Here is a 24,704-nt window from a genome sequence, read left to right on the forward strand (position 1 = left end):
AATTTCCTATTTGTCTTAAAATTTTTATTAACAAGACTTAGGAATCTTCCTTGCCCGGAATCTAAAAAACCTACTCTTGAAAGACTTCCCCGTCAAGCTAACGCTTAATCAGAAATTGATAAAATTAGTAATGGACAGTAACTAATGATTCAAACCTTACTCGAACAACCCCAAAAACTTACACAATTTCCCTTCACGCTCAAACCGCAACAGCAGCAAGCCATCGACAAATTAAGAAGCTTTCTAACCACTACCGAGTCATTCTTCTTGCTGTGCGGCTACGCAGGAACTGGAAAATCCACAATCGTCTTTCAAATTATCCAAGAACTCTTGAGTCAAAGCAAACGCATTGCCCTCACAGCACCTACTAACAAAGCAGTCGGCATCCTCAGAAAAATGGCAGCGTCTCAAGGCATTTTCGGAGTAGATTTTATGACAATACACCAACTTTTAGGATTAGGCATGGTCAGAAAAGAACAAGAAAAAGCTTTGTCACAGACAAGTTCCAGCAGCCTTCACCTCTACGATATCATCTTCCTCGACGAATGTTCGATGGTTGGAAGCGAATTGTGGAAATGGATAGAACGCAATTTTGAACGCACATTCTTTAATCACCGCAAGCTAATTTTAATGGGCGACCCCGCTCAGCTCAATCCTGTAGGAGAAAAAAAGTCGCCTGCTTTCAGCATTACCAATAAAGCTGTACTGACCAAAGTTGTCAGGCAAGCAGGGGAAAGCCCTGTGCTCGATTTCATAACAGAATGCCGCTCTTTTGTCAATAGCAAAGCAGACATATTTTTGCCACACTCTAAATACAAAAAAGGAGACAAGTCAAACGGTGCATTCAAAGTTAAATCAGAAACGCTGCTACAATATGCCGTCAAAACGATCGATCTAGAATTTAGTCAAAATCCCGATCGCTTCAGAATTCTGTGCTGGACTAACAAACGAGTCAGATACTACAATCAGCTTATCAGAGAACAAGTCTACGGTCAAGCTGCACCCCAATTTGTACCGGGAGAAAGGCTAATTACCAAAAAACCCGTCATGGCACCTGACGGCAAAACCGTAATTTTGCCGACTTCAACGGAATTTACCGTCAAGGAAGTTGAGATTAACCAGCACGGAGGCTATCGAGTTTGGCTGCTAAAAATTGTGACTGATGACGGTTTATTTCGGCAAATCTTTGTCCTGCACGAGTCTGAAAATAAGCGCTACCAGGCTGAACTTAAAGAAAAGCTAAAGAGTGCTAAACGCAATGGATTTCTTTGGAGGAAATATTACTGGTTCAAAGATGACTTGTTTGCTGAAATTAACAATTGCTTTGCTCTGACTATTCACAATTCGCAAGGCAGCACTTTTGATGAAGTTGGCATTGACGGAAGCGACCTTTTCAGCAGATTGTTAATCGGTCAAGATTTGAGCAGTCAACAGAAACTTAAAGAGTACCATCGACTTTATTATGTCGGTGCAAGCCGCTGCCGATATCGGATATTATTTGTTGCCCCCAATGACTCGTACTCAAACAATAAAATTCTCAAGTACAATGTAAACTTCTCAACCAAGAGGTAAAGTCTTCAACCAAGAGGCACATACGTTTGTAGAAAACAGTCAGTAACACTCAACTTTCAAAAAGCTTCTCCATCGGGACTTAGGCTGCATAAATCAATTTTTACACTATCTGTAGTAGTAACGTGTGCCATCAGCACCTACAAGTACAGTCCTGGGCGCAACTGGCACAATTAGTAAGGTGCGCTACTATCCCAAACCCTCGATAATCGCCTTATAACGAAAGTCTGACGCACCCTACAAATCGATTGGACTATGCCAGTTGCGTAATTCCTAAAGTAGAGTCTGTGCGTAAGTCCTATTTATAAAATAAGGCGAACAAGGAAACGAAAGGGCAAGGGGAAAGAGAAGATAAAGATGGAGAAAAAAACTTTAGTTGTGGGTTGATAGCAACGCTCAAAAAATCAATAATTGTATCGATACCCACCGAGTTAGATACAAAATGTCTACCCTTCAATCCTATGTTTTTAAGCGTGGGTTCCTTCTCTTTCTCCTTTTCCTTCTCTTTCTCCTTTTCCTTCTCTTTCTCCTTCTCCTTCCCCTTCCCACTCCTCTTTCTCAACAACCTGAATAAGTGCTGCTACCGCAGCGGCCAATCGCACCCCTGACACCAGACTAATTATGGCAAAATCTCGACTAACAGGAACACCCCCTAAAGAGGAAAATTTGGAGAGAACAGTTAAGAAAAAACGCTCGAGTGCCACAGCACATAATTCTGCCAAAACTGTGAAGAAATCAGTCAAAGCAACAACTGAAACTGACTCGGTTTGCGAACCCTTAACAATCTCTCCACAAAAAGTAGAAGCCTCGCAAACTTGCACAAATTTTGCAGCACTTCCAGCCGTCGATGCTCCTTCTCTAGAAACATTGTCAAATGAGGCAATATTGCCTTCCCCTTCTACTCTCCCATCAGCTATTGAAGTTGCCTGCAATTCAAGAGAATTCAACGATTATATACAAGCCCTGAAAGGCATCATTCCCAGCAATAGCAGCCATCCCATTTTGTCCAATATTTTGATTGAAGCTGATGCAGAAACTCAACATTTGCATCTAACTGCCTACAACTTAGAATTTGGAATGCAAGTGAGCTTTGGTGCGAATGTCAATCAATCTGGAAAGCTTACCATCCCCGCACCCATACTTGCTGACATTCTGGGAAAATTTCCTAACGGCAGCCTTACCTTAAAGAGTTCTTCTGAAATTATTAAAGGAAGCCACGTTCCATCAGTCAGTGCCACTCTGAGTGCGTCAAGAAGCAAGCACGCCATTCGCGGGCTAGCTGCGGACGAATTTCCGGCTATCCCCAGCGTTCAACAGAAACTTGTAACGCTTCCTGCTAGCGTGTTAATTTCTGTCCTAAAAGCTAGCTTATTTGCTGTAAGTTCTGAGGAAAACAAACGCATTTTAACAGGAGGGAATTTTCAACTCAGTCACGACGCAGACAGAGGACTCGATCAACTGAGAGTTTGGACGACAGATGGGCATCGGATAGCAATGGTTTTAGGATTGAACGAAAGCGGCAATTCCTATCTTTTGAGCCGTCAAGTAGTTAATTTTACTGTCCCTGCTAAGGTACTCCGGTTATTGGAGCGTTCTTTGAATTCTGCTGACAAAGTTACGATTTACTATGAAGGTTTGCCAGAGCAACCTAGTAATTTTGTCGCATTCGAGTGGAATAATTGGCGGTTGACAACGAAGTTGCTAGAAGGGCAATATCCAATTTGTGACCAAATTATCGCTCCCTATCGGCATCAATTTAGCCATCAAGTGGTGGTTGAGAGGCTGAGCTTTTTAAAAGCCTTAGAGAGGTTAGCTTCTCACAGCGACAAGTCTCACCTAACAGCTATTTTAGAATTCGATTTAGATGCCCAACAAGTGCGAGCATCACTCAACAATACTCTCAGTTCAGGAACTGAGACAGTTGATGCCAAGCTATGGGGTTGTGAGTTTTGTCTCAAGTGTGACATCCGCTATTTGATTGATACAGCCAAAGCAATTTCCAGCTCTGATTTGCGGGTGTTAATGGCAACTCCTACCGCTCCCCTACTGATTGCACCGTTTGGAACGCCTGCGTCGGGTACAGAGGCTTTAGAGTGCGAATATATTGTCGCTCCGCAAGAATAGTCGTGCATGTGGGAGTGGCATCTATATTTGATGCCCTCTCCTGCAAAAATTTGGAGCCTATTGCTGTAAGTAGTTGGACAGAATTAATTACACAAAATAAAATCTAAAATTTTCTTCCTGTGAGCCTTACAAAATTATATCTGGGTAAATATTTCTGTCCAACTACTTATAAATTAGGAGGGTTTAAGTGGTTTTTGCCCATACCACAGTAAATTGTCTACAAACACCACATATATTTTACTACTTTTTTTTTAGCTAAGCAACGATTTTGCTGGTAAATTAGTGAGTTTTAATGTCTCTCTCCATTGGTTTAAATAAGCTCGCGACAGCCGACAATTGGCATCTTTAAAACTCCCTACATCGCAAGTAAGCGGGGTGTAAATTGCCCCAGTATTGGGATCTGGAATCAGTTTCCACTCGCTCAAACCTTTTGCTTTCGATTTTTCCTTCATGCCGTGCTTTTTTGCTGTATCTCAGCAGCAGATGGTTTAGCAATTTTTTCTTGCGGTAGTGTGTTCGGCGCGCCAGCGCCAACAACTGAGCCAGGACTTACGCAAAAAATACTTGGTAACACTATTGGTAGCGGTAAAATGCACAATTTTTATACTACAGATAGAGCTTATGCGTAAGTCATATGAGTTTAACTTCAGGCACGGCTCACGGCTCCCCTATCGGGGAATAGTTACCAGAAGTATTCTAACGACTCAAAATGTACCAACCACTGCACCTCAAATACCGCCCCAAAAACCTACAAGAATTAGTGGGTCAAGACACCATCAAAACAACCTTGACCAATGCCATCACCTCCGACAAAATTGCTCAAGCTTACCTATTTACTGGCCCCAGAGGAACAGGCAAAACTTCAACCGCTCGCATTCTTGCTAAATCCCTCAATTGTTTGAATAGCAAAAAGTCAACCGCCACTCCTTGCGGAGAATGTTCAAGCTGCAAAACTATTGACTCCTGTTCAAGCTTAGACGTAACTGAAATCGATGCTGCCTCTCACAATGGCGTGGATGATGCCAGAGAATTAATACAACACAGCAACTTTGCCCCAGCGATGAGCCCTTACCGCATCTGGATTTTAGACGAGTGCCACCAACTCAGTACCAGCGCTCAAAATGCTCTCCTCAAATGCCTTGAAGAACCTCCGGCTCATGTGGTGTTTATTCTCTGTACGACTGAAGCACATAAAGTCCTGCCGACAATTATCTCCCGCTGCCAAACTTTTAACTTCCGAGCCTTGTCAGTTGATGCTATTATCGGACAATTGCACAAAATTAGCTCCACTGAATCTATTGAGATCGCAAGTGAGGCCATGCGGGCGATCGCTCGTACCTGTGACGGGGGGTTAAGAGATGCCCTACAATTACTTTCTCAGCTTTCACTGCTAAACTCAGAGATTACCCTAACTCAAGTTGCAGAAGTATCTGGCAGTATCAGCGAGCAAGAGTCGATCGCCCTTCTCAAAGCCATTCATTCTGGCGATACCTTAAGCGTACTGCAATCTTCGAGAACGCTCATTGACAGCGGCAAAACCCCTAAACTTATTCTCAGCAGCTTGCTAGCAGCAATGAGAGATTTGCTCATTGTCAAATCAACGGGCCACTGCCAGAATTTAATTGCAGGGCCAGTAGGCTACTCACAACTGCGCTCGCTCGCTCTTCATCTCGATTTTGAAACAATTGATGCGGCTTGTACACAATTGCAAAAATCAGAATTTCAATTGAGAACTAGCACTAATGCGGCTACCTGGTTAGAAGTTTGCCTGCTGAACTTGATGCTGTCAAGCAAACCTGTAGCCAAGGAAATGCGATTGCCGGCAACTTTCCCATCTAATCAGCCCGACAAATTTGATAAAACCCCTCAAAAAATAGAGGCAGATTCTCCTGACTTTGAGACAACTTGGGCGCAAGTAGTAGCAGCAGCGAAACCAGGCAATCGTAGCCTCTTAAACCGCGCTCAAATTGCCGAACTTTCTGCTGATTCATGTGTGTTAGTAGTAGAAAGAAAATACGCCAACAAGTTTCAGAGTCACCTTGAATCCGTGCAGCGGATTGTTACTAAAGCTTTAGGCCGCTCTGTTACTGTCACTGTCAAACAACAGGAGGAGTTAGCAGCATGATTAGCATCCTAATTGGGAATGACACCTACGCAATTGAACGAGAAGTTGAAAATTTTAAGACTCAAACTCATCCTCTATGGCGAGATTTCAACATCCACCGCTTCGATGCTTCTTCCCTGGATGCAGCCCTCTCTGCTGCTGCTTCAGTTCCTTTCGGCGGAGGAAACAAACTTATGGTCGTTGAAAATTGCGATTTCAAGCAATTTGGAGAAATGGGGCTAGAATTGCTGCAAATTTTGCCCCAATTACCTGTTACAACGCACTTAGTCTTCACTGCTGCTGTTATCGACAAACGGCTCAAGGTAGTCAAGCATTTATTGCTGTTTGGTAAACTTAAGGAGTTTACTCTCATTCCCCCTTGGCGTACTGATTTGATTGAAAGTGCGATCGCTACTACTGCTAAACAAAAGAATCTCTCAATTGCCAGAGATGCTGTCAGCTATCTAGCAGTAGCAATTGGCAACGATTCTGCTAGAAGAGTCAGTGAACTAGAGAAATTAGCCATTTATGCAGCAGGCGCTCGCATTACGAAAGAAGCTGCTAAAATCCTCGTTCCAGCTACCACAGCCAACTGTTTTCAACTTGCCGAAGCTCTTTTAAAAGGTCAAGCAGTGGCGGCAATTAAGGTGCTTGATGAATTGCTATCTCGGGCCGAGTTTCCTTTAGCAATTATTGCCACTCTCCAAACTCAGTTTAAAACTTGGTTGTGGGTAAAAGCTACTATCAATTCCGACCAACAACGTTCTGATAGCGAAATTGCTAGTATGTGCGGAATTAGTAACCCCAAACGGCTGTATTTCCTTAAGCAGGAGGTTAAGGAAGTATCTGCGAACTTCTTAAGTCGATCGCTCTCCATTTTGTTTGATTTAGAAATTGCTCTCAAAACAGGAGATAAGCCTGACTCGATGTTGCCTGCTTTGCTCAGCATCACTCAACTCACTCACCTTAAATAACAGGAAAGCGCTGCCGAGTTAATTCGGCAGTCTTTCCTTAACAATCCTGGAGGCAAAAACTGCTTTGCAACACTATTGGTAGCAGTAAGGTGCGCGGTGTACCCTACAGATAGAGTTTATGCGTAAGTCTTAATTAATTGTAGTGATAAAGAAGTTGTTTTTATCATTAATTTATCAAAGAAGTTTTTGAGTTTATTTATCGCACTAGGTCGCTATTTTTGTTTAATAACAGCTCATCTTTCCTGCATCATCCAAACGAGAAAGCCCAAGATTTGCTCAACAGGAGGTAGTGGATAATCTGTAAGTTGACACTCCCACCGCTAAAGGGGATGGGATTCTTTAGAGATTTCGCTCTAAATATCCCAAAGAGACAATTGCTTGCCCTGTGGGTTCTCGCCCACACGCCGTTTGCCTTTTAAAGGCAGCGTGTTAACTGACGAGCGTTCGTACAATTCAACCTCAAAGAGATTCAACTGTACTGGTTTCGACGAGTCCCGCCGTACCATTTTCGATTTAATCTTTTTGACAATATTCAACTTGTAGGTTTCTATCGCCTTAACTTTCACATTCCTTGCAGCTTGCAAATTTGCATCATCAATATGCCCACAATTGGTACAGATAAACTTTTCACCATTGCGGCTATCTTTATCAATATGCTTACACTTGCTACAAGTTTGACTGGTATGCCTTGGGTTAACTCGGTACAGCTTCTTGCCTGACTTCACAGCCAAATATTCAAGTTTTTGAGTTAACGCATACCAACTCGCATCAGCGATAGAACTATTTAAACCACGTTTAGCCGATTGACCGTTGGGGAGAAATCTACCAGATTCAGATTTAACAGGTTTGCACCGCTTCATCATGTTTTGTATCTGTAAATCTTCAACTACAACTGCATCGGATCTTTTAATAATCCGATTAGCTACATCCCACTGGTAAGATTCGCGACGCTGTTGAATTTTATTGTGCAGCTTGCTCACTCTAAGTTGAGCTTTACTGCGATTCTTACTACCTTTTTGCTTACGGCTAACCCGTCGCTGTCTGATTCGCATCAAACGCTTAGCTTTCTTGTGGGTAGCAAATCGCGGATTATCAATGGCGCTGCCATCAGAGAGATAAACCAATTTACCTAACCCCATATCGCAGCCAGTGATAGTTTTGATTTCACTATCTGGAATTACTGGGAAGCCTGGTATATCTTTGTTTTCTATCCTGACCGAGATATACCATCCATCAACTTTCTGTCTGATGGTTACGGTTTTAATCTCAAATCCTTCGGGGATAACGCGAGAGTTGTAGAAACGCAGCCACCCAATTTTAGGGAGGTAAACTTTGTTACCTTTAATCTTGATTCTTCCTGGTTTGTAGCTAAACGATTTGAAATCGTGACGGCGCTTAAACTTCGGAAACCCTGCGCCCTTAAAAAACTTATTAAAGGATTCATTAACTCTGGCTGGAATTGACTGCAATACTCCAATATCAATACTTTGATACCAAGGTCTTGCCTCTTTTAACTCTTGCAGATTTGCATCTTGCATTAATGATGCTGACCGCTTAGGAGATGTATCTTTATATCCTTCTTTTTGGGCTTTACCGCCGCCCTCCTTCCAGGGGTTGGCGAGTTGGGTTCCTTTAGTAATACCGCAAGTCAAAGGCGTTATTTCTACCTGAGTCCTCAAGTCGCAATAATCACCGCAAATAAACTGCTGATGCCAACCATCAATCCTGTCACGCAAGCACCAATTGTAATTCGCTCTCAACATATCGAGCCACTGGATTAGTTTTTGGGATTGCTGCTGATTAGGTCTAAGTTTGTATTTGAAGCTTAAAAGCAAATTGCACCACCTCCTTAAATTATTGTACGAGGTTATTGTAGATGTTGACGACTTAACGACAATCAATATGCAAGATAAATACAGACTAAAGATTACATCAGTAACGCTTATTAGATACCATTTTGTTTGGATTCCAGCTAGACGCAAGAAGGTGTTGATTGGTGCAGTGTCCGAACGCTTAAAACAACTACTGACAGATAAGTGTAATTAGCTCGTTGTAATCGCGCAGTGAGGTGGAAGTCTAAGTAGTTAAACAAAATTAATTACACAAACAACTAATATGATATAATAAGAAACATTAAGTTTGGTTCAAAGAGGTTTTATATGTTTTTACTTCGAGATATCAATCCACTTTCCTTGAAATTGCTAAACCGAATTTATCGCGAAAGCAGACATCATCAAGTGCGCCAGAGAGCCCATTTTCTAATTTTAGCTTCACAAAACATCAAAAATAAAAATTTAATGAAAATCTTTAAAATTAGTTATAAGACCATGTATAACTGGTTGAATCGATGGGAATATGAGGGGATGCTCGGATTATATAATAAACCAGGTAGAGGCAGAAAAGAAACATTTAATTCCGCACAATCCGATCAAATTAGAGACTGGGTAAAATTGCAACCAAAACAATTAAAGCAAGTAGTACAAAAAATCAAAAAAGAATGGTCGGTTAATATAAGTACGGAAACAATTAAGAGAATAATTAAAAAAAAAGAATGAGTTGGCATAGGATGCGTCGAGGTGTCGGCGGCAAGCCAGACCCCATAGACTACAAGGAAAAAAAAGAAAAGTTGTCAGAATTAAAACAATTAGAAGATGAGGGAAAAATTGATTTATACTATTTGGATGAATCCGGATTTTGTGGCATCCCTTGTGTCCCTTATGGATGGCAAGATATTGGTGAATATTTGTCAATTGATAGTCGTAGAACTAAGCGTTTAAATGTCTTGGGAATCCTGAATCGGCAAAACACTCTGCATGCTTATGTTTCAGAGCAGACTATTAATTCTGATGTAATCATAGCCTGCATAGATACTTTCTTTCCTGTGGTGGAGCGTCCAACAGTTATTGTAGTAGATCAAGCTTCTATTCATACTAGCAATGCCATTTTCGAGAAAATTGAAGAATGGAAAGAACGCGGTTTAACTATATTTGAATTACCTACTTATTCACCTGAATTGAATTTAATTGAGATTTTGTGGCGGTTTATCAAATATCAATGGCTCGAAATAGATGCCTACTCTAGCTGGCAATCTCTTGTTTCATCTGTAGAAATAATTCTTAAAGAATTTGGAGATAATTATGTAATTAATTTTGCTTAACTACTTACCGCTTTGTTGGTTCCTGAACCCAAACCCATAATTGCCACCAAATTCAGTCCGACTCCCAGTTGGTTTTTTTGGAATTTCCTCTCTCCTTCTTTTTCCTACCTATCGGTAGTAAGAGAGAAAAGATTCATTCTTAGAGTGACCAATGCCTCCCAATTATATCAACCTTCTTTCCCAACTAATAGCCAGACATGATTTTCACCCAAATAACTTTCCAGAAGCAAGCCATTTGCAGCCAACTGCAACAGCCGATTTGTGTGAGTTTTTAGGCGAAGAGGTTATTTATCAGACAATCGCGACTGCTACAACTCCTAAGCTCTACAAAATTCCGCAAGACTTGCCGCCTTCAATAATTTCTGCTTTGCACAGCCAAGGCATTCAACAGCTTTATTCGCACCAAATTAAAACACTCAAAGCCGTGCGCCAGGGCAAAGATGTCATCCTCAGCACAGCAACAGCTTCTGGCAAATCTTTAAGTGCGTACTTGCCTATTTTAGAGGGCATTCTCCAACATCAATTTACTGCACTCTCTATTTATGGCTTGAAAGCTTTAACAGCCGACCAAAGTCAAAAACTTGCCGATTTGCTCCAACTGATTCCTGAGCCTGCGCGCCCGCGCCTTGCCCTTCTAACTGGAGATACTCCTCCCAAAACCCGAGAACAATTATTAGCTGCAAATCCCAGCATAATCAGCGCCACACCAGAGTTAATTCACTATGCGCTGAAAGGCGTTCACTGGAGTCAGCCTTGGCAGCATTTTTTAAGTCGCCTCCGCTATATTGTCCTAGATGAAGCTCACACTTTTAACGGAGTTTACGGAGCTAACATGGCTAGCTTAATTCGCCGATTAAAATTGGCAGTAGACGAGCGCGGAGGTTGTTCTCAAAAACTGCAATTCCTGATGTTGAGTGCTACCGTTGGCAATCCCGTTAAATTAGCGAAGTTACTATCTGGTAGAAGTCGAAAGCGAAATATCAATGAACCCGAGCGGTTAGTTTGGATTAACTCTAGCGGAGCTGCTGTCCCAGAACGGCAATTAATTGTTACTAAACCGACTCATGATGCTAATTCCGATGTTGCTCGCATCATTATGTTTTTGTTGCAGCAAGGGCAAAGTGGAATTTGCTTCGGTAACGGCAGACAAGCAATTAAGAACTTGTGGGCAACTTTTAAGCAAGAAGCTGTAACTCAAACTAACTCGGGAATTGAGTCGCAAGTAGCAATTTTCTACGGCAGTTTAACAAGCGAGCGCCGCATGGAAATTATTAACTCTTTGCAGTCAGGAACAGTTAAGTGTATCCTCAGCACTAGCGCTCTCGAAGCAGGAATTGATTTGCCTCAACTTGACTTTGCTATTATTAGGGGATGGCCGGGAAGCTTGCAAGCTTTTAGGCAGAGGGCTGGCCGGGCTGGTCGCGCAAACTCCGGTTTAATTGTCTTCATTCCTATTGCACAATCACCTTTGGATAACTATTTTGCCGAGCGCCCTGAATTGTTGGTGTCAGCCGAATCTGAATTGGTGAGCTTTAATGCCAATTATCCCATAGATATTGCCAAACATTTGATGTGCGCGGCTGTCGAAACAGGCATTCCTGCCAGTAAGCTCAAGCACTACTTTGGCAAGAGCGCTCCTCAAATTGCAACGGCTTTAATTGAGCAAGGTGTTCTTCACAGAAGCCGGGATAAATTATGGGCTAAGGGCTTTCCCCATAAAGATGTAAACTTTCGAGGGGGAACGGGTTCTAGCACGATACAACTGGTGGATGCGGAGACTCAAGAAGAGATTGAACTCCTCAGTGCGGAGATTGCTTATCGAGAGGTATTTCCTGGTGCTATTTACCGCACGCAAAACTCAGACGGCTGTTTGGTGACTTATACTTCGCGCTCACTCTTGAATGGCAAAGCTATTTTGCAAAACACCCCTGAAACTCGACTGTTTACTGTAGCGATTAGCCACACTCATACCAGCCTCAAGCAGAATTTGAGTTTGCCTCAACAAATCCCGTTGGTCATTCCAGAAGTTGAAGGAAATGTTCAAACCAATTCAACGGATAGTAAGGCAATTCCAGCTCAAGCTATTCTGGAACTGGTTTGGGGAGAAATTAGCCAACTCGTCACTGGTTATCAATTATTAACTCGCAATTACGAGTTAACTTGTCTCAATAGAAAGTGTGTCAATTACAAAGAGCATTTACCAAAATGTACTGCCTGTCCTGTTTGTGGCAAGAGAACTCGCTCTGCTGAGCTAACATCGGTTCTTAATGAGGTAAACTTTGAGCAACCTTACGAAATCAAATTTGCGACTCCTGTACTGCAAATTAGTTTTAATTCCCCGGTTGAATGTTATCTGCAACACGTAGTAACAGCTACCCGCCAGGAATTGCTTCAGTCTCAACAGCCGATTCCTCCCGGATACCAGCAGTTGTGGGAGTACCCCGCGAATTTGTTGGCTATTCACAGTTTCGGCCATCAAATTTTAGCAGCTTTACCTCTGACTATTTTGGCTTCACCTAATGATGTGAATTTTCTAGTAGAGAAGAGAGGTGCAAATGACTATGCAGGACTCTTTTACGATTTAGCAGAAGGAGGTTCGGGAACCTCGGAAGCTATTTTTCGTTCTCTCCCTCAATTAGCTCATGCGGCTGCTGAGTTAGCCCGCAGTTGTTCTTGCAGTTCTGGCTGTCCTAAATGTTTGATTCAGTCGGGATGCCCTGATGGTAACAAAGCTTTACTCAAGCAGGTGGGGCTGCTGCTGTGCGAAGCATTTTAAGAAAGGGGAAGGGGAAGGGGAAGGGGAAGGATAGAAAAAGCTAATTATTTGGGGAGGTAAAAGGGGGTAGAAGGGAAAACAATAACCTGTTTTCCCTTTTATTACCTCTAAACATTTACATTTAGTTGCAAATACTTTTCCAAAAATTAATATATTTTTTTTGCTTCTCTCTCACTCTTATACATTTGGTTTAATAAATAAAAGCAAAATTTAATCTGTCCTTTATCGTCTCCTTCCCCTTCCCCTTCCCCTTCACCTTCTTAAAATGTGCGAACCGCTACTGCGGTTTTTAGAGGTGCATTTTTCAGACTTGTACTCGTCAGGAACCTCAGCCTAAAGGCATGAGGCTTGCCGGAAAAATCCAGTAAGCCATTCTGACCAGCCACAGTCTTAACTGACTACATTTCGAGAGTCACGACACCCTTAGATGCGTGCTAGTCTTCTGCTCTGTCGCTAACAATTAAACAGTTTTACGGTCACTGAAACAGTGTTGTTAGCTTAACAAGCTCTTGAAATATTGGCGAAGCAAACATTACCCCGCAAGGGAGAATTTCATGCAAAACTATACCTTTGTACTGGATCCAAATAAACAACCACTACATCCCGTTCATCCTGCCGTGGCTAGAAGATTACTCTCGAATGGCGAAGCTGCGGTCTTCCGTAGATACCCATTTACCATCATTCTTAAACGTGCTGTCAATACAACTGAACAGTCGATGGCGTTCCGCCCCGCAAGCTACGAGATCAAACTCGATCCCGGTAGTAAAACTACGGGAATTGCGCTACTAAAAGGTGAAAATATCATCTTCGTAGGTGAGCTAAATCACAGAGGACAAGCAATTAAAGCTAGCTTGGATTCTCGTCGTGCTATCCGTAGAAGTCGTCGAGCTAGACATACCCGCTACCGTCAAGCGCGTTTCCTAAATCGCATTCGTCCGAAAGGTTGGCTAGCTCCTAGCTTAAAACATCGAGTAGATACTACGCTGACCTGGGTCAACAAATTCATCAAATTTGCACCCGTAAATAGTATTGCGATGGAGTTAGTTCGATTCGACCTTCAACAACTAGAGAAACCTGAAATTTCTGGGGTCGAATATCAGCAAGGCGAATTACTTGGGTACGAAATCAGAGAATATCTGCTCAACAAATGGGAGAGAAAATGTACTTACTGCAAGGTAGAAAATATTCCTTTGCAGGTAGAGCACATTCATCCCAAGGCAAAAGGAGGTAGCAATCGAATCTCTAATCTGTGTCTAGCTTGCGAAAAATGTAATCTCAAGAAAGGTACTCAAGATATTAACGACTTCCTTTTAAAGAAGCCAGATTTGCTCAAGCAAATTATGGCACAAGTCAAACAACCACTCAAAGATGCTACCGCCGTCAACTCAACCCGTTGGGCATTGTTTAATCAACTCAAGCTAACGGGATTACCTGTTACGACGGGTTCCGGCGGGCAGACAAAATACAATCGCACTCGATTAGAGTTGCCCAAAACTCATTATTTTGACGCTGCTTGTGTTGGCAAGGTTGATAAATTAATTGTGTTAACCACTCAACCATTGTTAATCAAGGCCAACGGTCACGGCACTCGACAAATGTGCCGCACTGATAAATTTGGTTTTCCATCTCGTTATGTACCTCGTGACAAATTTGTCAAAGGTTTTCAAACTGGCGACCTTGTTAAAGCAGTAGTAACCAGGGGAAAGAAAGTTGGTCAATATATTGGTCGAGTGGCTGTTCGCAGCAGTGGCTCTTTCAATATTTCGGCAAAAGAATTGGTACAAGGTATTAGCCATAAATACTGTCAGACTCTTCAGAGGAAAGATGGATATTCATACCAATTTTAACTCAAGTAAAGCCGTCTTTTAAGACGGGGTTTCTACCCATTATTTTGATGAAAAATAAGCTTGTCTTGCCAATCATTAACTCCAAAATTAGAGAGTCAACGCTGTTACATTTCAGAAATCAACCCTATAAACCAAAGAAAAAGCAAGCTTTAATCCCCAACCTCAAACGAGATTTAAAGCCGGGCTGGCTTTTAACAATTCTCGCACAAATAGACCGATGTTTATGGGGAAGGTGGGATTATTGGGCTTTGTGTCAAGCTGTCCCCGCTCATGCCTGGATGCGGTGGAAGATGGAGCCAATGCTAGCCATTCTGGAGAACAGAAAACCAGAAATTTTACCCAAATTTGTAATTGAGGAAACTTTGCCAGCAGAACCGATTCCCCAAATCGAATGGCAGCATTCTCCTACCGCAGAAGCCATGCTAGATAACACTCTCAATTGCATTCCTCAACATGGAGAATGGAAAACTTGGTCAGCTTGGGACTATTTGGAGTTTTTCTTGGACTGGGTTTTGTTCGCATTCGGACATCCAGCTTACAAGATTTTACCCAAAGAACCTGCCGGCTGTGAAGGTGCATCAATGCGTCTTTATCAGATGTTTGACCTGTCAATTCTCATGCTGTATCCTGAAGATTACATGGGCCGGCTGCTACCCCAAATTTGCGGAAAGACTGCTCAAAAAAGTTCAGGGTTTTATCCGACACCTTTAGCTTTGTGTCAGTTGATATCTAAGTTAGTCAGTGGTGATAAGACAGAGCGAATTTCCAGCTTCAATGAACCCGCTTGCGGTACGGGTGCTTTAATGTTAACACAGTCGAATTACTGTCTGAGCGGTATCGGTCAAGATATAGACCCTACTCTGTTAAAATGCGCTTTGTTTCAGTTTTATCTGTTTTCACCTTGGCTGGCTGTTCCGATTTGGTGGTTGGGTCAAACTGATTTGCTCCTTGGCAATACTTTAAGTAGCGATAGACCTCAATCAATAAACGCTGCTTACTGGTATAATGAGTGGTTTGAGCCTGTCGAATCTCAGGCTAAAAATGATACTGATTATCCAGTCGAACATGAAATAAGTTCAGGAGAAAGCTCAGAAGTTATTGACTTGAATGATCAGACATCAATTCACTCAAATCCAGTAGTTCAAGAAGTTGTTAAGGGCAAACGCCGACCCAGAAATACGACAACATCGCCTCATCAATTTACGCTGTTTAATTTAGACGAATTCTAGCCCAATACTACTTACCAACTGCTGCTTGAAGGATTTGTGCTGCCCAATCTACTACAGCCAGCCCTTGAGTTTTAGCCGCATCTTGCATCTGGGCTTGCAGGTGTATCGGGAGCTGTAGAGTTAAGGTAAAAGTATCTCGTTGGGCTCGTCTTGCCTTTTTGACTAACTCTGGCTCGATCCATCGATCGAGCCACAATTTACATTTAGATCCTCGTTCGTTACCATCTTTCTCAATAAAGCTTAGTTTGCCTAGCTTTTGACAATAAAAACTGTGAGGGTCGTCTTGAACAGGCTCAAAACTGCAATGATAGCAATTCCAGCAGCTTCGGCATGGAGTTTCTTTCTGACTGGATGTTGCTCCCAATTCCCCAGCATTCTTTTGAGTGGATGCTGAAATTTCACGGTTTGACGGATGATTGGCTGTTTGAGTTCGTTGGTTTTTGGAACTGTTCTCGTTGTTAGACTTATTCCTCGAAATTTTTTTCTGGTGTTCTTCAACAACTCGGGCAACGTGAAAAGCCGTAAGTTTGCCGTTCGGAGCAGTAGAAACCGCTTGAGCCCAAGCCCTAGGCTGCTCTTGGGAGGGTAGTGCTGTTAGAGGGCGAACTTGGCGCTCATTGGCGGGAAGGATTTGTGCGCCATGGCGCACATTTTCATAGACGGTTGCCGCTTCAATCAGTTGGTAAGCCCAGCGACGAGACATTTCCCATCGATTAGTGCAATAGTCTTCAAACGTCGAGAAGTCTTGTCGGTAGAGGCGGCGATCCCGGATCTGGCGCAAAGCTTGCCCTATTTCCCAGAAAGCTTTCAAGCTCCGTTCGACTTTCGCTTCCAAGCTGCTTAATTCTAATGCTTCAGCATCAGTGAGCGTACTGCTGTGGGCAGACAAATCTTTAGCGTCGGCTTTGTTTAGGTGGCAGTCCTGTGCAACTCTCGCAGTGAGTTCAGCGCTGCGAACAACAGAGAAGTTATGTGCATCAGAACCGCGAACTGTGTTGGAGGATGACATTGATGTTCCGTCCGTCTTGCGCGGTGCAAGATTAAGTATTGCATACTGCAAGGGTAGTTGCGTAATCGATTAAGGCTGTGATTGCTCAAATTTTGTAGAAAGGGCGTAAAATAGCGAAAAAGTATCGGCTTCAACGCAGCAGAAAGTAAAATAGTGTACGGTAAAAGCGTTAGTTGACATCCTCCGGGTGCGTTCGTGCGCGGGGATTCCCAAGACCACTCTTTGGGCTTCCTCTTTCCACTACTCGGCTTACACTCGGAGGAGTATCCTCAGCCAAACTCTTGTCGGTGTCTCGCAAGGGCGTTAGTTCCCGTGTGCCCCAGGACTTTAAACCTAAATTTTCGGTAAGCAATTGTGACTGTTAGCTCTGTATCTTCTCTTATACTCGATCGCCAAAAGCGGCTGACTCAGTTGATCGAGCTGCTGCTGAAAGAAGGCTGGACTCAAAGCGCTTTAGCGTCCGCTATCGGAGTAGATTTTTCAACCGTATATCGGTGGTTAAAAGGAAAAACGATACCCGAATCCGATTCTAAGAACTTTCGGCAACTGGCAAAGTTAAGCGGTGGCAGTACCAAGACTCTGCAACTTTATTTGGATGGAGAAATATCCTTATCAGTTTATCAACGCGGTTTGGATGAGGTGGCGATCGGTCAGGTGAGTGGCAGCAAGAGGATAGGCTCTGAAAAAATTAAAAAAGAAGTTTTAGCAAAGATTTATTCCCTCGATCCAGATGATATTGCCGATATCATTTCTTCATCAGTAGCATTTTTAGCCAAACTTGTATAGTTGGTAACAAGCAGCCTGCACCCTTACGGTTTTCAGTTGAGAAGCCGGAAAAATCACTGTCTCATTCCCCACTCCCCCCAATGGGTGACAACTTAAGTTAAGGAAGCATTTGTCAATCAGCAATTACGATCAGAATTGACTCGGATTTTGGCTATAAAACTCAAATCGGAGCGATCGAGGAATTGTTAAGTATCCGAATCCTGACTCCTGACTCCAACGATCGGTCTTAAATTGTCAGCAATGACTCTCCCTGACTTCTGGCGATCGCCGCTATTGCTCAGTCTTTTATGCTCTGAGCAATGTACCTCCTTACTCTATCCGACCTCAATCAAACTATTCATACTAGCCCACTACAAGAGCCACCTCTTGTTCCTTCCTATCTGCAAGAACGCTTGCAACTGCTTGTCAAGCAAATTTTAATGGGATTACCTGTCGAGCCAATTCTCAACAGTCACCCCCAGTTCCAGCAGTGGGTTTTCCAGCTCAAAGAACTATCGCCATCACTGTTTTTACCGCAGCGAAAACTGTTTGTTGACATTCCAATTCAAACAAAACTAGACCGAACAAAAAGGGGAGTGACAAAAGAAAATTCTTCCCCTTCTCCTCCATTAAAAGTGATACAAGTCCGTACAAATGTGGGTTTAGTCAAAGGGACGCCCAAACTATTTGAGTGGGCGATTCGCCATCCTGTACTGACTTGGCAAGACCGAGTTAAGTTATGGGTAGCTGCCGAATTCTTCGAGATCGAGCCTCACAAGCTACAACTGATTATTTTGGCACTGCACCCGACTCAACCAGCAGAAAAAGTTCTGTTTGCCTGGGACAGCAAGCAACACCGACACACTCAAAATTGGCTTTTGACTACCATTGAACGAGAGAGAAAACAAACAGTTATCAAGCTCAATGGTCATCTAACACCTCAACCGAAGAAAGTAGCAACAGCTATCAATTTGGATGAAGTCAATTTGGATGAAGTCAATTTGGATGAAATCAATTTGGATGAAGTCAACGAAGTGTCGATATAATCTGTTCAGACTGTGTATAGCTCTTCTGGATTTGTGGTGGGAACGGTAGTGTGAGCCTCTCGCGCGGGCTTTTCGGGCCGCATCACTAGAATTTTTCTGATCACCTAAAACTCGGGAGAATCGACTTTATTACCATCCTCCTATCGAGAGACATCCACCTTCCGACGAAATTGCCCAAAAATCAATACTTTTCTTCTCTCCATAGGAGGATGACACTCTTTAATATGAGGAAAAACAATAGACTATGGATAAAATGTAGTAGGAATCTTAGCCGTGACTGCAACTACCGCCACCCAACCAAAAACAAGCCAACTAAAAACCATCCTGATAGTTGAAGATGACCCGATGATGCAGCTCGGTCTACAGCATATCCTCAATAACCAACCCCATTTAACAGTTGTCGCACAAGCTGTTAACGGCAACGAAGCCGTCAGTGCTGCACTGCAACACCAACCAGACATCGCCCTGATGGACATTGACTTACCCGGAATCGACGGTATTGCAGCCGCGCAGCAAATCAGAGCCGCACTGCCGCATACTCGCATCCTGATGCTCACCCACCACAGCAATCCAACTCAGGTAATGGCGGCTTTGTCAAGCGGCGCTCACGGCTACTGCGTTAAAGGCACTAACGCAGAACAACTTCTAGCAGCGATTACGACTGTGCAAGAAGGTGGCAGTTACCTAGACCCTAAGATTGCCGACTGCGTGCTACAAAATCTCAAAACGCCACTGCCCGAAAGCTATGCGAATGACGACATCAAGCTGACAGAACGGGAAATGCAGGTTTTGCAGCAGCTAGTTGAGGGTAAAAGCAATAAACAAATCGCTGCTCAACTAGGAATGAGCGTCCACACCGCCAAAGGTCATGTAGAGATGATTATAGCTAAATTTGAAGCGAGCGATCGCACCCAGGCTGCCGTTAAAGCACTGCGTTTGGGGCTGGTTTAGCCGTTGGAATGCAGCTTCTAATTGTTCTAAAATAAGTGGTTTTTGAGGCGTAGCTATCGCGTAGCAAATTATAACAGCTTGTCAATCTTCAAACTTTGGCAATGTCAACCAAAACCTCGCTCCTTTTCCCAATTCGCTATCAACGCCAATATCTCCGCCGTGAGCCTCAACAATTTGCCTGCAAATGTAAAGTCCCAATCCCAATCCTTGCCTTAAACTAACTCCAACTCCCCTCGTATAAGGCTCGAATAATCTTGCACATTGCTGAGGAGAAATTCCGGCCCCATTGTCTGCAACCGTACAGCGAACCATCTCACCTTCCTTTTGAGCTTCTACAGTCAAAATAAACCCAGACTGATTGTATTTAACAGCATTGTCGATCAGATTGCCAAACACCCGCCAGAGCTGCTGGGCATCCGCATGGACTAAAGGCAAATCTGCTGCCAAAAGCTGTTTAACCTTGACTCGATGCTGGTTGAGAATTGGTAATCTTTCAATAAGAATATTTTGGACTAAAGCGGGCAGCGACAGCGGCTTCATGGCTAAAGAAGCACTTTTCACATCAAACTGTTGTGTTGCTGTTAGTGACTCAATCAACTGGAGTTGGCGCGAACAACTTTGCACCATAACCTCCACAGTCCGCCTATCAATAGCAATGTTACTGCCAGCATCATTGAGGCGACTTCGCAGCAGCAGCGACATTCCTGATAGAGGCGATCGCAAATCGTGAGAAACAGCGTGCAACAGCATTCTTAAATTGGCTTCTGCTTGCTGTCTTTCTTGAATTTCCTGGCTGAGCTGAACATTTTGTGCAGCCAATTGCACGTTAACGCAGCGAAGTTGCTGCTGCAAGCGCTGCATTTTAAGTTGGGCAGATACCCGCGCTAACACTTCAACAGGCTCAAAAGGTTTTATAATGTAGTCAGCACCGCCCGCCTCAAACCCTTTTACTTTGTCAAATACGTCATCTAAAGCGCTGATGAAAATTATAGGGATATCACAAGTAGCTTCAGATGCTTTAAGTTGACGACAGACTTCATAACCATCCATACCGGGCATTTTTATGTCTAGCAAAATCAAGTCGGGCGCTTGCAACTCTACTGCTTTTAAAGCTCGCTGTCCACTAATCAACTTCCTGACTTTGTAACCGTTTTCAATTAGCAATTGAGAAAGTAGTTGAATGTTAGCGGGAATATCGTCAACAATCAAAATGTCAGCCAAAAATTGTTTAGTTTGCTCCATCATCTATCGCCACCAAAGGACAGAGTTTTGAGTTTTTTCCGAATATTGCCAACTGCTATTTTCCCAGCCGCGCTGTTCGCACCACCAGCATTAACAGGCGACTTAACATCAGCCACAGTCACGGGTTCTTCTGGATCGTTCGGATGTGGCAGCAATTGGTAAGCGAATCGAATCCGCTGATCCAGCTCTTCATCTATATTGAGCAGTTTACCCGTCTGCTGCTCTACTGACAAAGCTTTCGCCCGCCTTTCAAGCTGCGGTCTGATGCTGCTGTCCCACAGTTGTTCAGACTCTTTAGCTCGCTTTATGTCGCCGGGCCGCACCGGAATCTTGAGAGGGTAGGGAAATAAAGCTTCCGTCCCCGTTGCGTAGGCCGGTGAAGTGATGACGCACTTGCCTTGAGGAAACCTCAGAATTTCGTCAGGACTAATCAGCGGTTTCTTTTGCAACTGTTCGCTCCAGTTGACAGAACGGCTCGTTTGCTGCCCCGTCGAGCTGCCGGTTGATCGATTTTTTACCAGCACTTCCACTTCCCCGTACCGCTTAGAATATTTCTCGGCTGTCTCAAAATCGCCGGGGTTGAAGAGGACATGAGTTGACAGAGCACTGGCGATCGCAGCCCCTTTTTTATCCCCATAGAGATTATAGAGTTGATTGAGTGATTGAATGCCAACAATCGGTACGCCGCCAGCAGAACGATATTCGTTAGCCCACTGATCCATTCTGTCGAACTTGAGAGATGGAAACTCGTCTAAGCAGTACAAAAATGGGTCAGAACGTACCCGACTCAAATTAGACACCACACATAAGTGAATAGCAGCAGCTAACAGCGGCCCCACTACAGTGCGTCTTTGGTCATCTAATTTGAAAATAATGCACTTTTTCCCTTCTAAAGCAATTGGAATGGTGCTGCGACCAATAAATGCCCGCAGCAAATCTTTTTGAATGAAACTGGAGTAGGTTGCCTCTGCGGTTGCCTTGATGCCCGCCACGGTTTTTTCAGCATCTTTTGAACTTAATAACTGCGAAAAACTAGAGGCAATCCACCTGTCCATTTTGAGGGGATGACCGTCAGGTCGGTGAACGGCGTGGTCGATGCGCTTGACCAAATCAGGCAGTTGAATAATTGCGTACACAAAAGCTAAATCCGGGTAAGGACTGCTTTTTGCCAACTGCACTAAACCCTTCGCCATCAACTCGCCTGCTTTCTCAAAAAACTCATTGCCTTTACTCTCCCCCAGACTAGCATTTCGAGCAATAACTTGTCCAATTTCTGCTGCCATTACTGCATCTTGTGCATCTCTCATAAAATCCAGAGGATTGATAGTGCCGCTGTAAGCTTCCCCTGGCGCAAACACTTGCACGTCATAGCCGTAGCGCACTGCAAGGGGTGTAAGCACTTTCATCTGGTCTCCTTTTTTGTCGTAAATAATGGCAGGAAAACCTTGCTGGAATGCACTTTCAACCATCCGGTCAATGACGCTGAATGTTTTGCCAGAACCCGGAGCACCAATGACTAAAGTTCCGCGTTCTGCGTGGGGAAACCAAACCGTCGGATTTGCACCTAGCAGCGTTTGCAATCGAGCACTCAATCCCTGACAACCTTTAAACCAATAACTCGGCGTACCGCTCCACAAAGTAACGGGCTGCCGTTTTTTTTCTTTCATTTGCTTGAGGGCAGAGCCTGTGGCTGCCAATTTTTCAGCCGTCCCGCACAGCCGCCCGGAGGTAATTTTACCCTTCCCGTTTCCCACTAATTTGGAAGCAATAAGTAAGCCTGCCATTAGCCCTAACATTGCCAGTCCCTCTGGCTTCATAAACTGACCCAACAACCCGCCAAAATCTATGCTAGTTAACGAACGTTTAGGAGCTTGAACTGCCACTGGTACCAAGGTAGCTTTGTTAATTTTAGGCAGAAATTGCAAATTGTTCATTTTTTTTAGCTCTTAAAAAAACTAAATGTTTCAGATAGCGGCTATCGCCTCAAGGGGGAGATTATTACAAAAATAGGTAAACAATGGTAAGAAGCAATAACGCGAAATCTCCCAGTAAGACAGTACAGAATTCTAGTGGAAAGTCCAACACGCAAAAGAACAAGAGTGCTGATTATTACGAGATAGATCCGGAGCTATTCAACAGTGAATACAACCAAACTCGCAAGCCCTCTTTGCCCTATGGAATCGTGATTAACGATAACCCAGCAGGTATTTTGCTCTCGAACGACCAGCTTGTCAAAGCGGAATGGCACGTAATGCCTAATGTTGAGGAATTGACAACGGTCGAACTAAGCGAAGAAGTGACCGGCTTACTGCTCCCAAAAGCGAGAATGTTGGTATTAGCTTGTGTGCCTGAGTACATCCGCTACAAAGATATTGAAGAAAATGGAGAATTAGCAGGTAGTTTTATTGGGCTTTACGACGAATATCGCGATTCCCTCGATAAAAAGACGCAGGAAGTGTGTTCCGAACACGCTCTCATCTTTCTAAATCCCAAAAACCAACCCCTGCATCAGGTACCGATTGTCGTCCGCTTCAAGAATGTAGCCCTCTGGAGCTTTAAGAGCGCTAGAGAAGAATTTTACCGCAATTTGGAACGGGCATTTGCTGATTGCTTTGGGAGAGATTACAGCGGTAAAAATGACAAGTGGCGCTCTTTGGGAGTGTTGAATGTCGAATTTAGAGCTATCAAAGAAGGGGAAGGCAAAAATAAATCGTTTTGCTGCAAAACTTACAGCATTACTCAGCCAACTGATGCTAATTTTCACAAGCTATTTCTCGGTCAAAAACCACAAAAGAAATTGATTTGGGGACTGCACAATAACATTGCTGGTTTCATTGAGGCTAGCGATGCCGGGTTGCCAGCTATAGCTGCTGGTGCGGAACCTGAAGTCCAGGCATTGCCAGAAAGCGTAACTAACCGCAAAAATCGAGGTAAATTGTCACCCCCTCGCAAAATTGCACAAGTTGAAGGAGGAACCGACTCAGAATTAGAGGAATTAGATGAATTTTCCGAGGCTGCTGAGGTTGAAGTTGAGGTTGATTCAGAAGAAGATTTTGACTTCGATGAACCCGCAGACTACTAAACACTAACTACTGAAAAGCTGGCTGTCAGCAAGTTGATAGGTAAGGCCGTCGTAGCAAAATTGAAGCTGGCGGCGGCCTTCTTTGGAAAGCTGATTCACTCCTAGACAAGGCAAACCCTCGTGCGAGGAACTGTCAGCCTTAAACAAAGGAGTTTTCGGCGATTTATGGGGGTCGAGATAAGCGGCAAATACTTCTGTTGGCATTTGACTTGAATCATTAGGAATTAAGTAGCCAACATAAAGGCAGCCTTTTGTGCCGCACAGAGCGGAATTATTGAAATCATAAAGGTTCAGCCCTCCCACCGAGCCATTAACTTGCCACACTCGCATTCTCTTAATCGCTTCCGCCACAGCACTTTGCCCAGCCGCTACTTTGAGTTCTGGAAGGCTGCTGTGTTCCTTTACGATTAGGGTTAAAGTTTCTTTTGGAGTGACTCGCAAAGCTTGTTGCCAAGAAGCTGGTGCGGTTGTTGCTGAACTAGAATTCGTGCAAGCAACTGTCCCCAATAATAGCGACAGGGCGGTAAAAACTGTCAAACCAATGCGAAACCAGTAACCAAGTTGATTTAACCAAACCGGGGGGTTGACAATCTTTTGGGTGCCTGCTGTTTGTTGCGTAACCCTATTTTGTTTAACCATTTGTTACTCCCATTATACAAAATAAAAGAAAAAAAAGGACAATAAAAGAGAGATTGTTTTCCTGAAGTAAGCTGTTGTATGTCTAAATCTTACAGTCAATTTTTATGACTTCCTTTGGGGAATACAAAACGCCTCTACAATTTATATCCTGAATAGCTTAGAAGTCATATCTAATCAGTTGACATCGGAA

General features: G+C 43.5%; 20 protein-coding genes. 13 read left to right on the plus strand and 7 right to left on the minus strand.

Annotation, left to right across the window (positions count from 1 at the left end; translation table 11 throughout):
- Nucleotides 1-144: 144 nt before the first annotated feature.
- Nucleotides 145-1,572 carry a DEAD/DEAH box helicase gene (locus QUA34_RS03860; protein WP_333322503.1) on the plus strand — a complete coding sequence of 476 codons (1,428 nt, stop codon included), beginning with the start codon at nucleotides 145-147 and terminating at the stop codon, nucleotides 1,570-1,572.
- 464 nt (nucleotides 1,573-2,036) lie between these two features.
- On the opposite strand, the gene QUA34_RS03865 is transcribed toward QUA34_RS03860, so the two are convergent.
- Nucleotides 2,037-2,273 (minus strand): hypothetical protein, encoded by a 237-nt coding sequence (locus tag QUA34_RS03865; protein ID WP_333322507.1) that lies wholly within the window; start codon nucleotides 2,271-2,273, stop codon nucleotides 2,037-2,039.
- Between the two features lie 22 nt (nucleotides 2,274-2,295).
- On the opposite strand from QUA34_RS03865, the gene dnaN reads away from it, so the two are divergent.
- Complete coding sequence (dnaN, locus tag QUA34_RS03870; protein ID WP_333322510.1) at nucleotides 2,296-3,693, plus strand: DNA polymerase III subunit beta; 1,398 nt, start codon at nucleotides 2,296-2,298, stop codon at nucleotides 3,691-3,693.
- Nucleotides 3,694-3,944: 251 nt separating this feature from the next.
- On the opposite strand, the gene QUA34_RS03875 is transcribed toward dnaN, so the two are convergent.
- Nucleotides 3,945-4,145 (minus strand): hypothetical protein, encoded by a 201-nt coding sequence (locus QUA34_RS03875; RefSeq protein WP_333322514.1) that lies wholly within the window; start codon nucleotides 4,143-4,145, stop codon nucleotides 3,945-3,947.
- A gap of 257 nt (nucleotides 4,146-4,402) precedes the next feature.
- On the opposite strand from QUA34_RS03875, the gene dnaX reads away from it, so the two are divergent.
- Nucleotides 4,403-5,818, plus strand: a complete 1,416-nt coding sequence (gene dnaX, locus QUA34_RS03880; RefSeq protein WP_333384162.1) for a DNA polymerase III subunit gamma/tau — start codon at nucleotides 4,403-4,405, stop codon at nucleotides 5,816-5,818.
- Nucleotides 5,815-6,771, plus strand: coding sequence for a DNA polymerase III subunit delta (gene holA, locus QUA34_RS03885; RefSeq protein ID WP_333384165.1), 957 nt, complete (start codon nucleotides 5,815-5,817; stop codon nucleotides 6,769-6,771). The genes dnaX and holA overlap by 4 nt, the downstream gene beginning before the upstream one ends.
- A 353-nt stretch (nucleotides 6,772-7,124) precedes the next feature.
- Here the strand turns inward: holA and QUA34_RS03890 are convergent, their stop codons facing one another.
- Nucleotides 7,125-8,606 (minus strand): transposase, encoded by a 1,482-nt coding sequence (locus QUA34_RS03890; RefSeq protein WP_333045418.1) that lies wholly within the window; start codon nucleotides 8,604-8,606, stop codon nucleotides 7,125-7,127.
- A 67-nt stretch (nucleotides 8,607-8,673) separates the two neighbouring features.
- Here QUA34_RS03890 and QUA34_RS30125 point away from each other — a divergent pair, with 67 nt between their 5' ends.
- The 5 genes from QUA34_RS30125 (at nucleotide 8,674) to QUA34_RS03910 (ending at nucleotide 15,780) form a co-directional block, all read left to right on the plus strand.
- Entirely contained in the window at nucleotides 8,674-8,817 is a 144-nt protein-coding gene (locus tag QUA34_RS30125; RefSeq protein WP_199300937.1) for a transposase, read from the plus strand.
- Between the two features lie 113 nt (nucleotides 8,818-8,930).
- A protein-coding gene (locus tag QUA34_RS03895) for an IS630 family transposase (protein ID WP_333384169.1) occupies nucleotides 8,931-9,928 on the plus strand; the annotation gives its coding sequence in 2 pieces (ribosomal slippage) (nucleotides 8,931-9,321 and nucleotides 9,321-9,928; 999 coding nt in all).
- Nucleotides 9,929-10,079: 151 nt separating this feature from the next.
- Nucleotides 10,080-12,704 carry a DEAD/DEAH box helicase gene (locus QUA34_RS03900; protein WP_333384172.1) on the plus strand — a complete coding sequence of 875 codons (2,625 nt, stop codon included), beginning with the start codon at nucleotides 10,080-10,082 and terminating at the stop codon, nucleotides 12,702-12,704.
- A gap of 554 nt (nucleotides 12,705-13,258) precedes the next feature.
- Nucleotides 13,259-14,551: an RNA-guided endonuclease IscB gene (iscB, locus tag QUA34_RS03905; protein ID WP_333151655.1), complete on the plus strand. Its 1,293-nt coding sequence runs from the start codon at nucleotides 13,259-13,261 to the stop codon at nucleotides 14,549-14,551.
- 47 nt (nucleotides 14,552-14,598) lie between these two features.
- On the plus strand, nucleotides 14,599-15,780 hold the full coding sequence (locus QUA34_RS03910; protein ID WP_333384175.1) for a hypothetical protein: 1,182 nt from the start codon (nucleotides 14,599-14,601) through the stop codon (nucleotides 15,778-15,780).
- A 7-nt stretch (nucleotides 15,781-15,787) separates the two neighbouring features.
- On the opposite strand, the gene QUA34_RS03915 is transcribed toward QUA34_RS03910, so the two are convergent.
- Nucleotides 15,788-16,789 (minus strand): hypothetical protein, encoded by a 1,002-nt coding sequence (locus QUA34_RS03915; RefSeq protein WP_333373218.1) that lies wholly within the window; start codon nucleotides 16,787-16,789, stop codon nucleotides 15,788-15,790.
- A gap of 354 nt (nucleotides 16,790-17,143) precedes the next feature.
- On the opposite strand from QUA34_RS03915, the gene QUA34_RS03920 reads away from it, so the two are divergent.
- The 3 genes from QUA34_RS03920 to QUA34_RS03930 all read left to right on the plus strand — a co-directional run bounded on the left by QUA34_RS03920 (nucleotide 17,144) and on the right by QUA34_RS03930 (nucleotide 19,551).
- Nucleotides 17,144-17,575 (plus strand): helix-turn-helix domain-containing protein, encoded by a 432-nt coding sequence (locus QUA34_RS03920; protein ID WP_193975537.1) that lies wholly within the window; start codon nucleotides 17,144-17,146, stop codon nucleotides 17,573-17,575.
- A 299-nt stretch (nucleotides 17,576-17,874) separates the two neighbouring features.
- Complete coding sequence (locus QUA34_RS03925) at nucleotides 17,875-18,600, plus strand: hypothetical protein (RefSeq protein ID WP_333373221.1); 726 nt, start codon at nucleotides 17,875-17,877, stop codon at nucleotides 18,598-18,600.
- A gap of 273 nt (nucleotides 18,601-18,873) precedes the next feature.
- The gene (locus QUA34_RS03930) at nucleotides 18,874-19,551 is read left to right on the plus strand and encodes a response regulator transcription factor (protein WP_333232353.1); all 678 of its coding nucleotides are present in this window, start codon (nucleotides 18,874-18,876) and stop codon (nucleotides 19,549-19,551) included.
- Between the two features lie 81 nt (nucleotides 19,552-19,632).
- Here QUA34_RS03930 and QUA34_RS03935 read toward each other — a convergent pair whose 3' ends face one another.
- Nucleotides 19,633-20,796 (minus strand): hybrid sensor histidine kinase/response regulator, encoded by a 1,164-nt coding sequence (locus QUA34_RS03935; protein ID WP_333384177.1) that lies wholly within the window; start codon nucleotides 20,794-20,796, stop codon nucleotides 19,633-19,635.
- Nucleotides 20,793-22,727 (minus strand): type IV secretion system DNA-binding domain-containing protein, encoded by a 1,935-nt coding sequence (locus QUA34_RS03940; RefSeq protein ID WP_333384180.1) that lies wholly within the window; start codon nucleotides 22,725-22,727, stop codon nucleotides 20,793-20,795. The genes QUA34_RS03935 and QUA34_RS03940 overlap by 4 nt, the downstream gene beginning before the upstream one ends.
- A gap of 83 nt (nucleotides 22,728-22,810) precedes the next feature.
- Between QUA34_RS03940 and QUA34_RS03945 the strand changes: the two genes are divergently transcribed.
- Nucleotides 22,811-23,875, plus strand: a complete 1,065-nt coding sequence (locus QUA34_RS03945; RefSeq protein WP_333232359.1) for a DUF5895 domain-containing protein — start codon at nucleotides 22,811-22,813, stop codon at nucleotides 23,873-23,875.
- Nucleotides 23,876-23,878: 3 nt separating this feature from the next.
- Here the strand turns inward: QUA34_RS03945 and QUA34_RS03950 are convergent, their stop codons facing one another.
- Nucleotides 23,879-24,514 (minus strand): hypothetical protein, encoded by a 636-nt coding sequence (locus QUA34_RS03950; protein ID WP_333384183.1) that lies wholly within the window; start codon nucleotides 24,512-24,514, stop codon nucleotides 23,879-23,881.
- Nucleotides 24,515-24,704: the final 190 nt, after the last annotated feature.

This window comes from Microcoleus sp. POL10_C6, from assembly GCF_036701585.1.
Taxonomy (GTDB): domain Bacteria; phylum Cyanobacteriota; class Cyanobacteriia; order Cyanobacteriales; family Microcoleaceae; genus Microcoleus.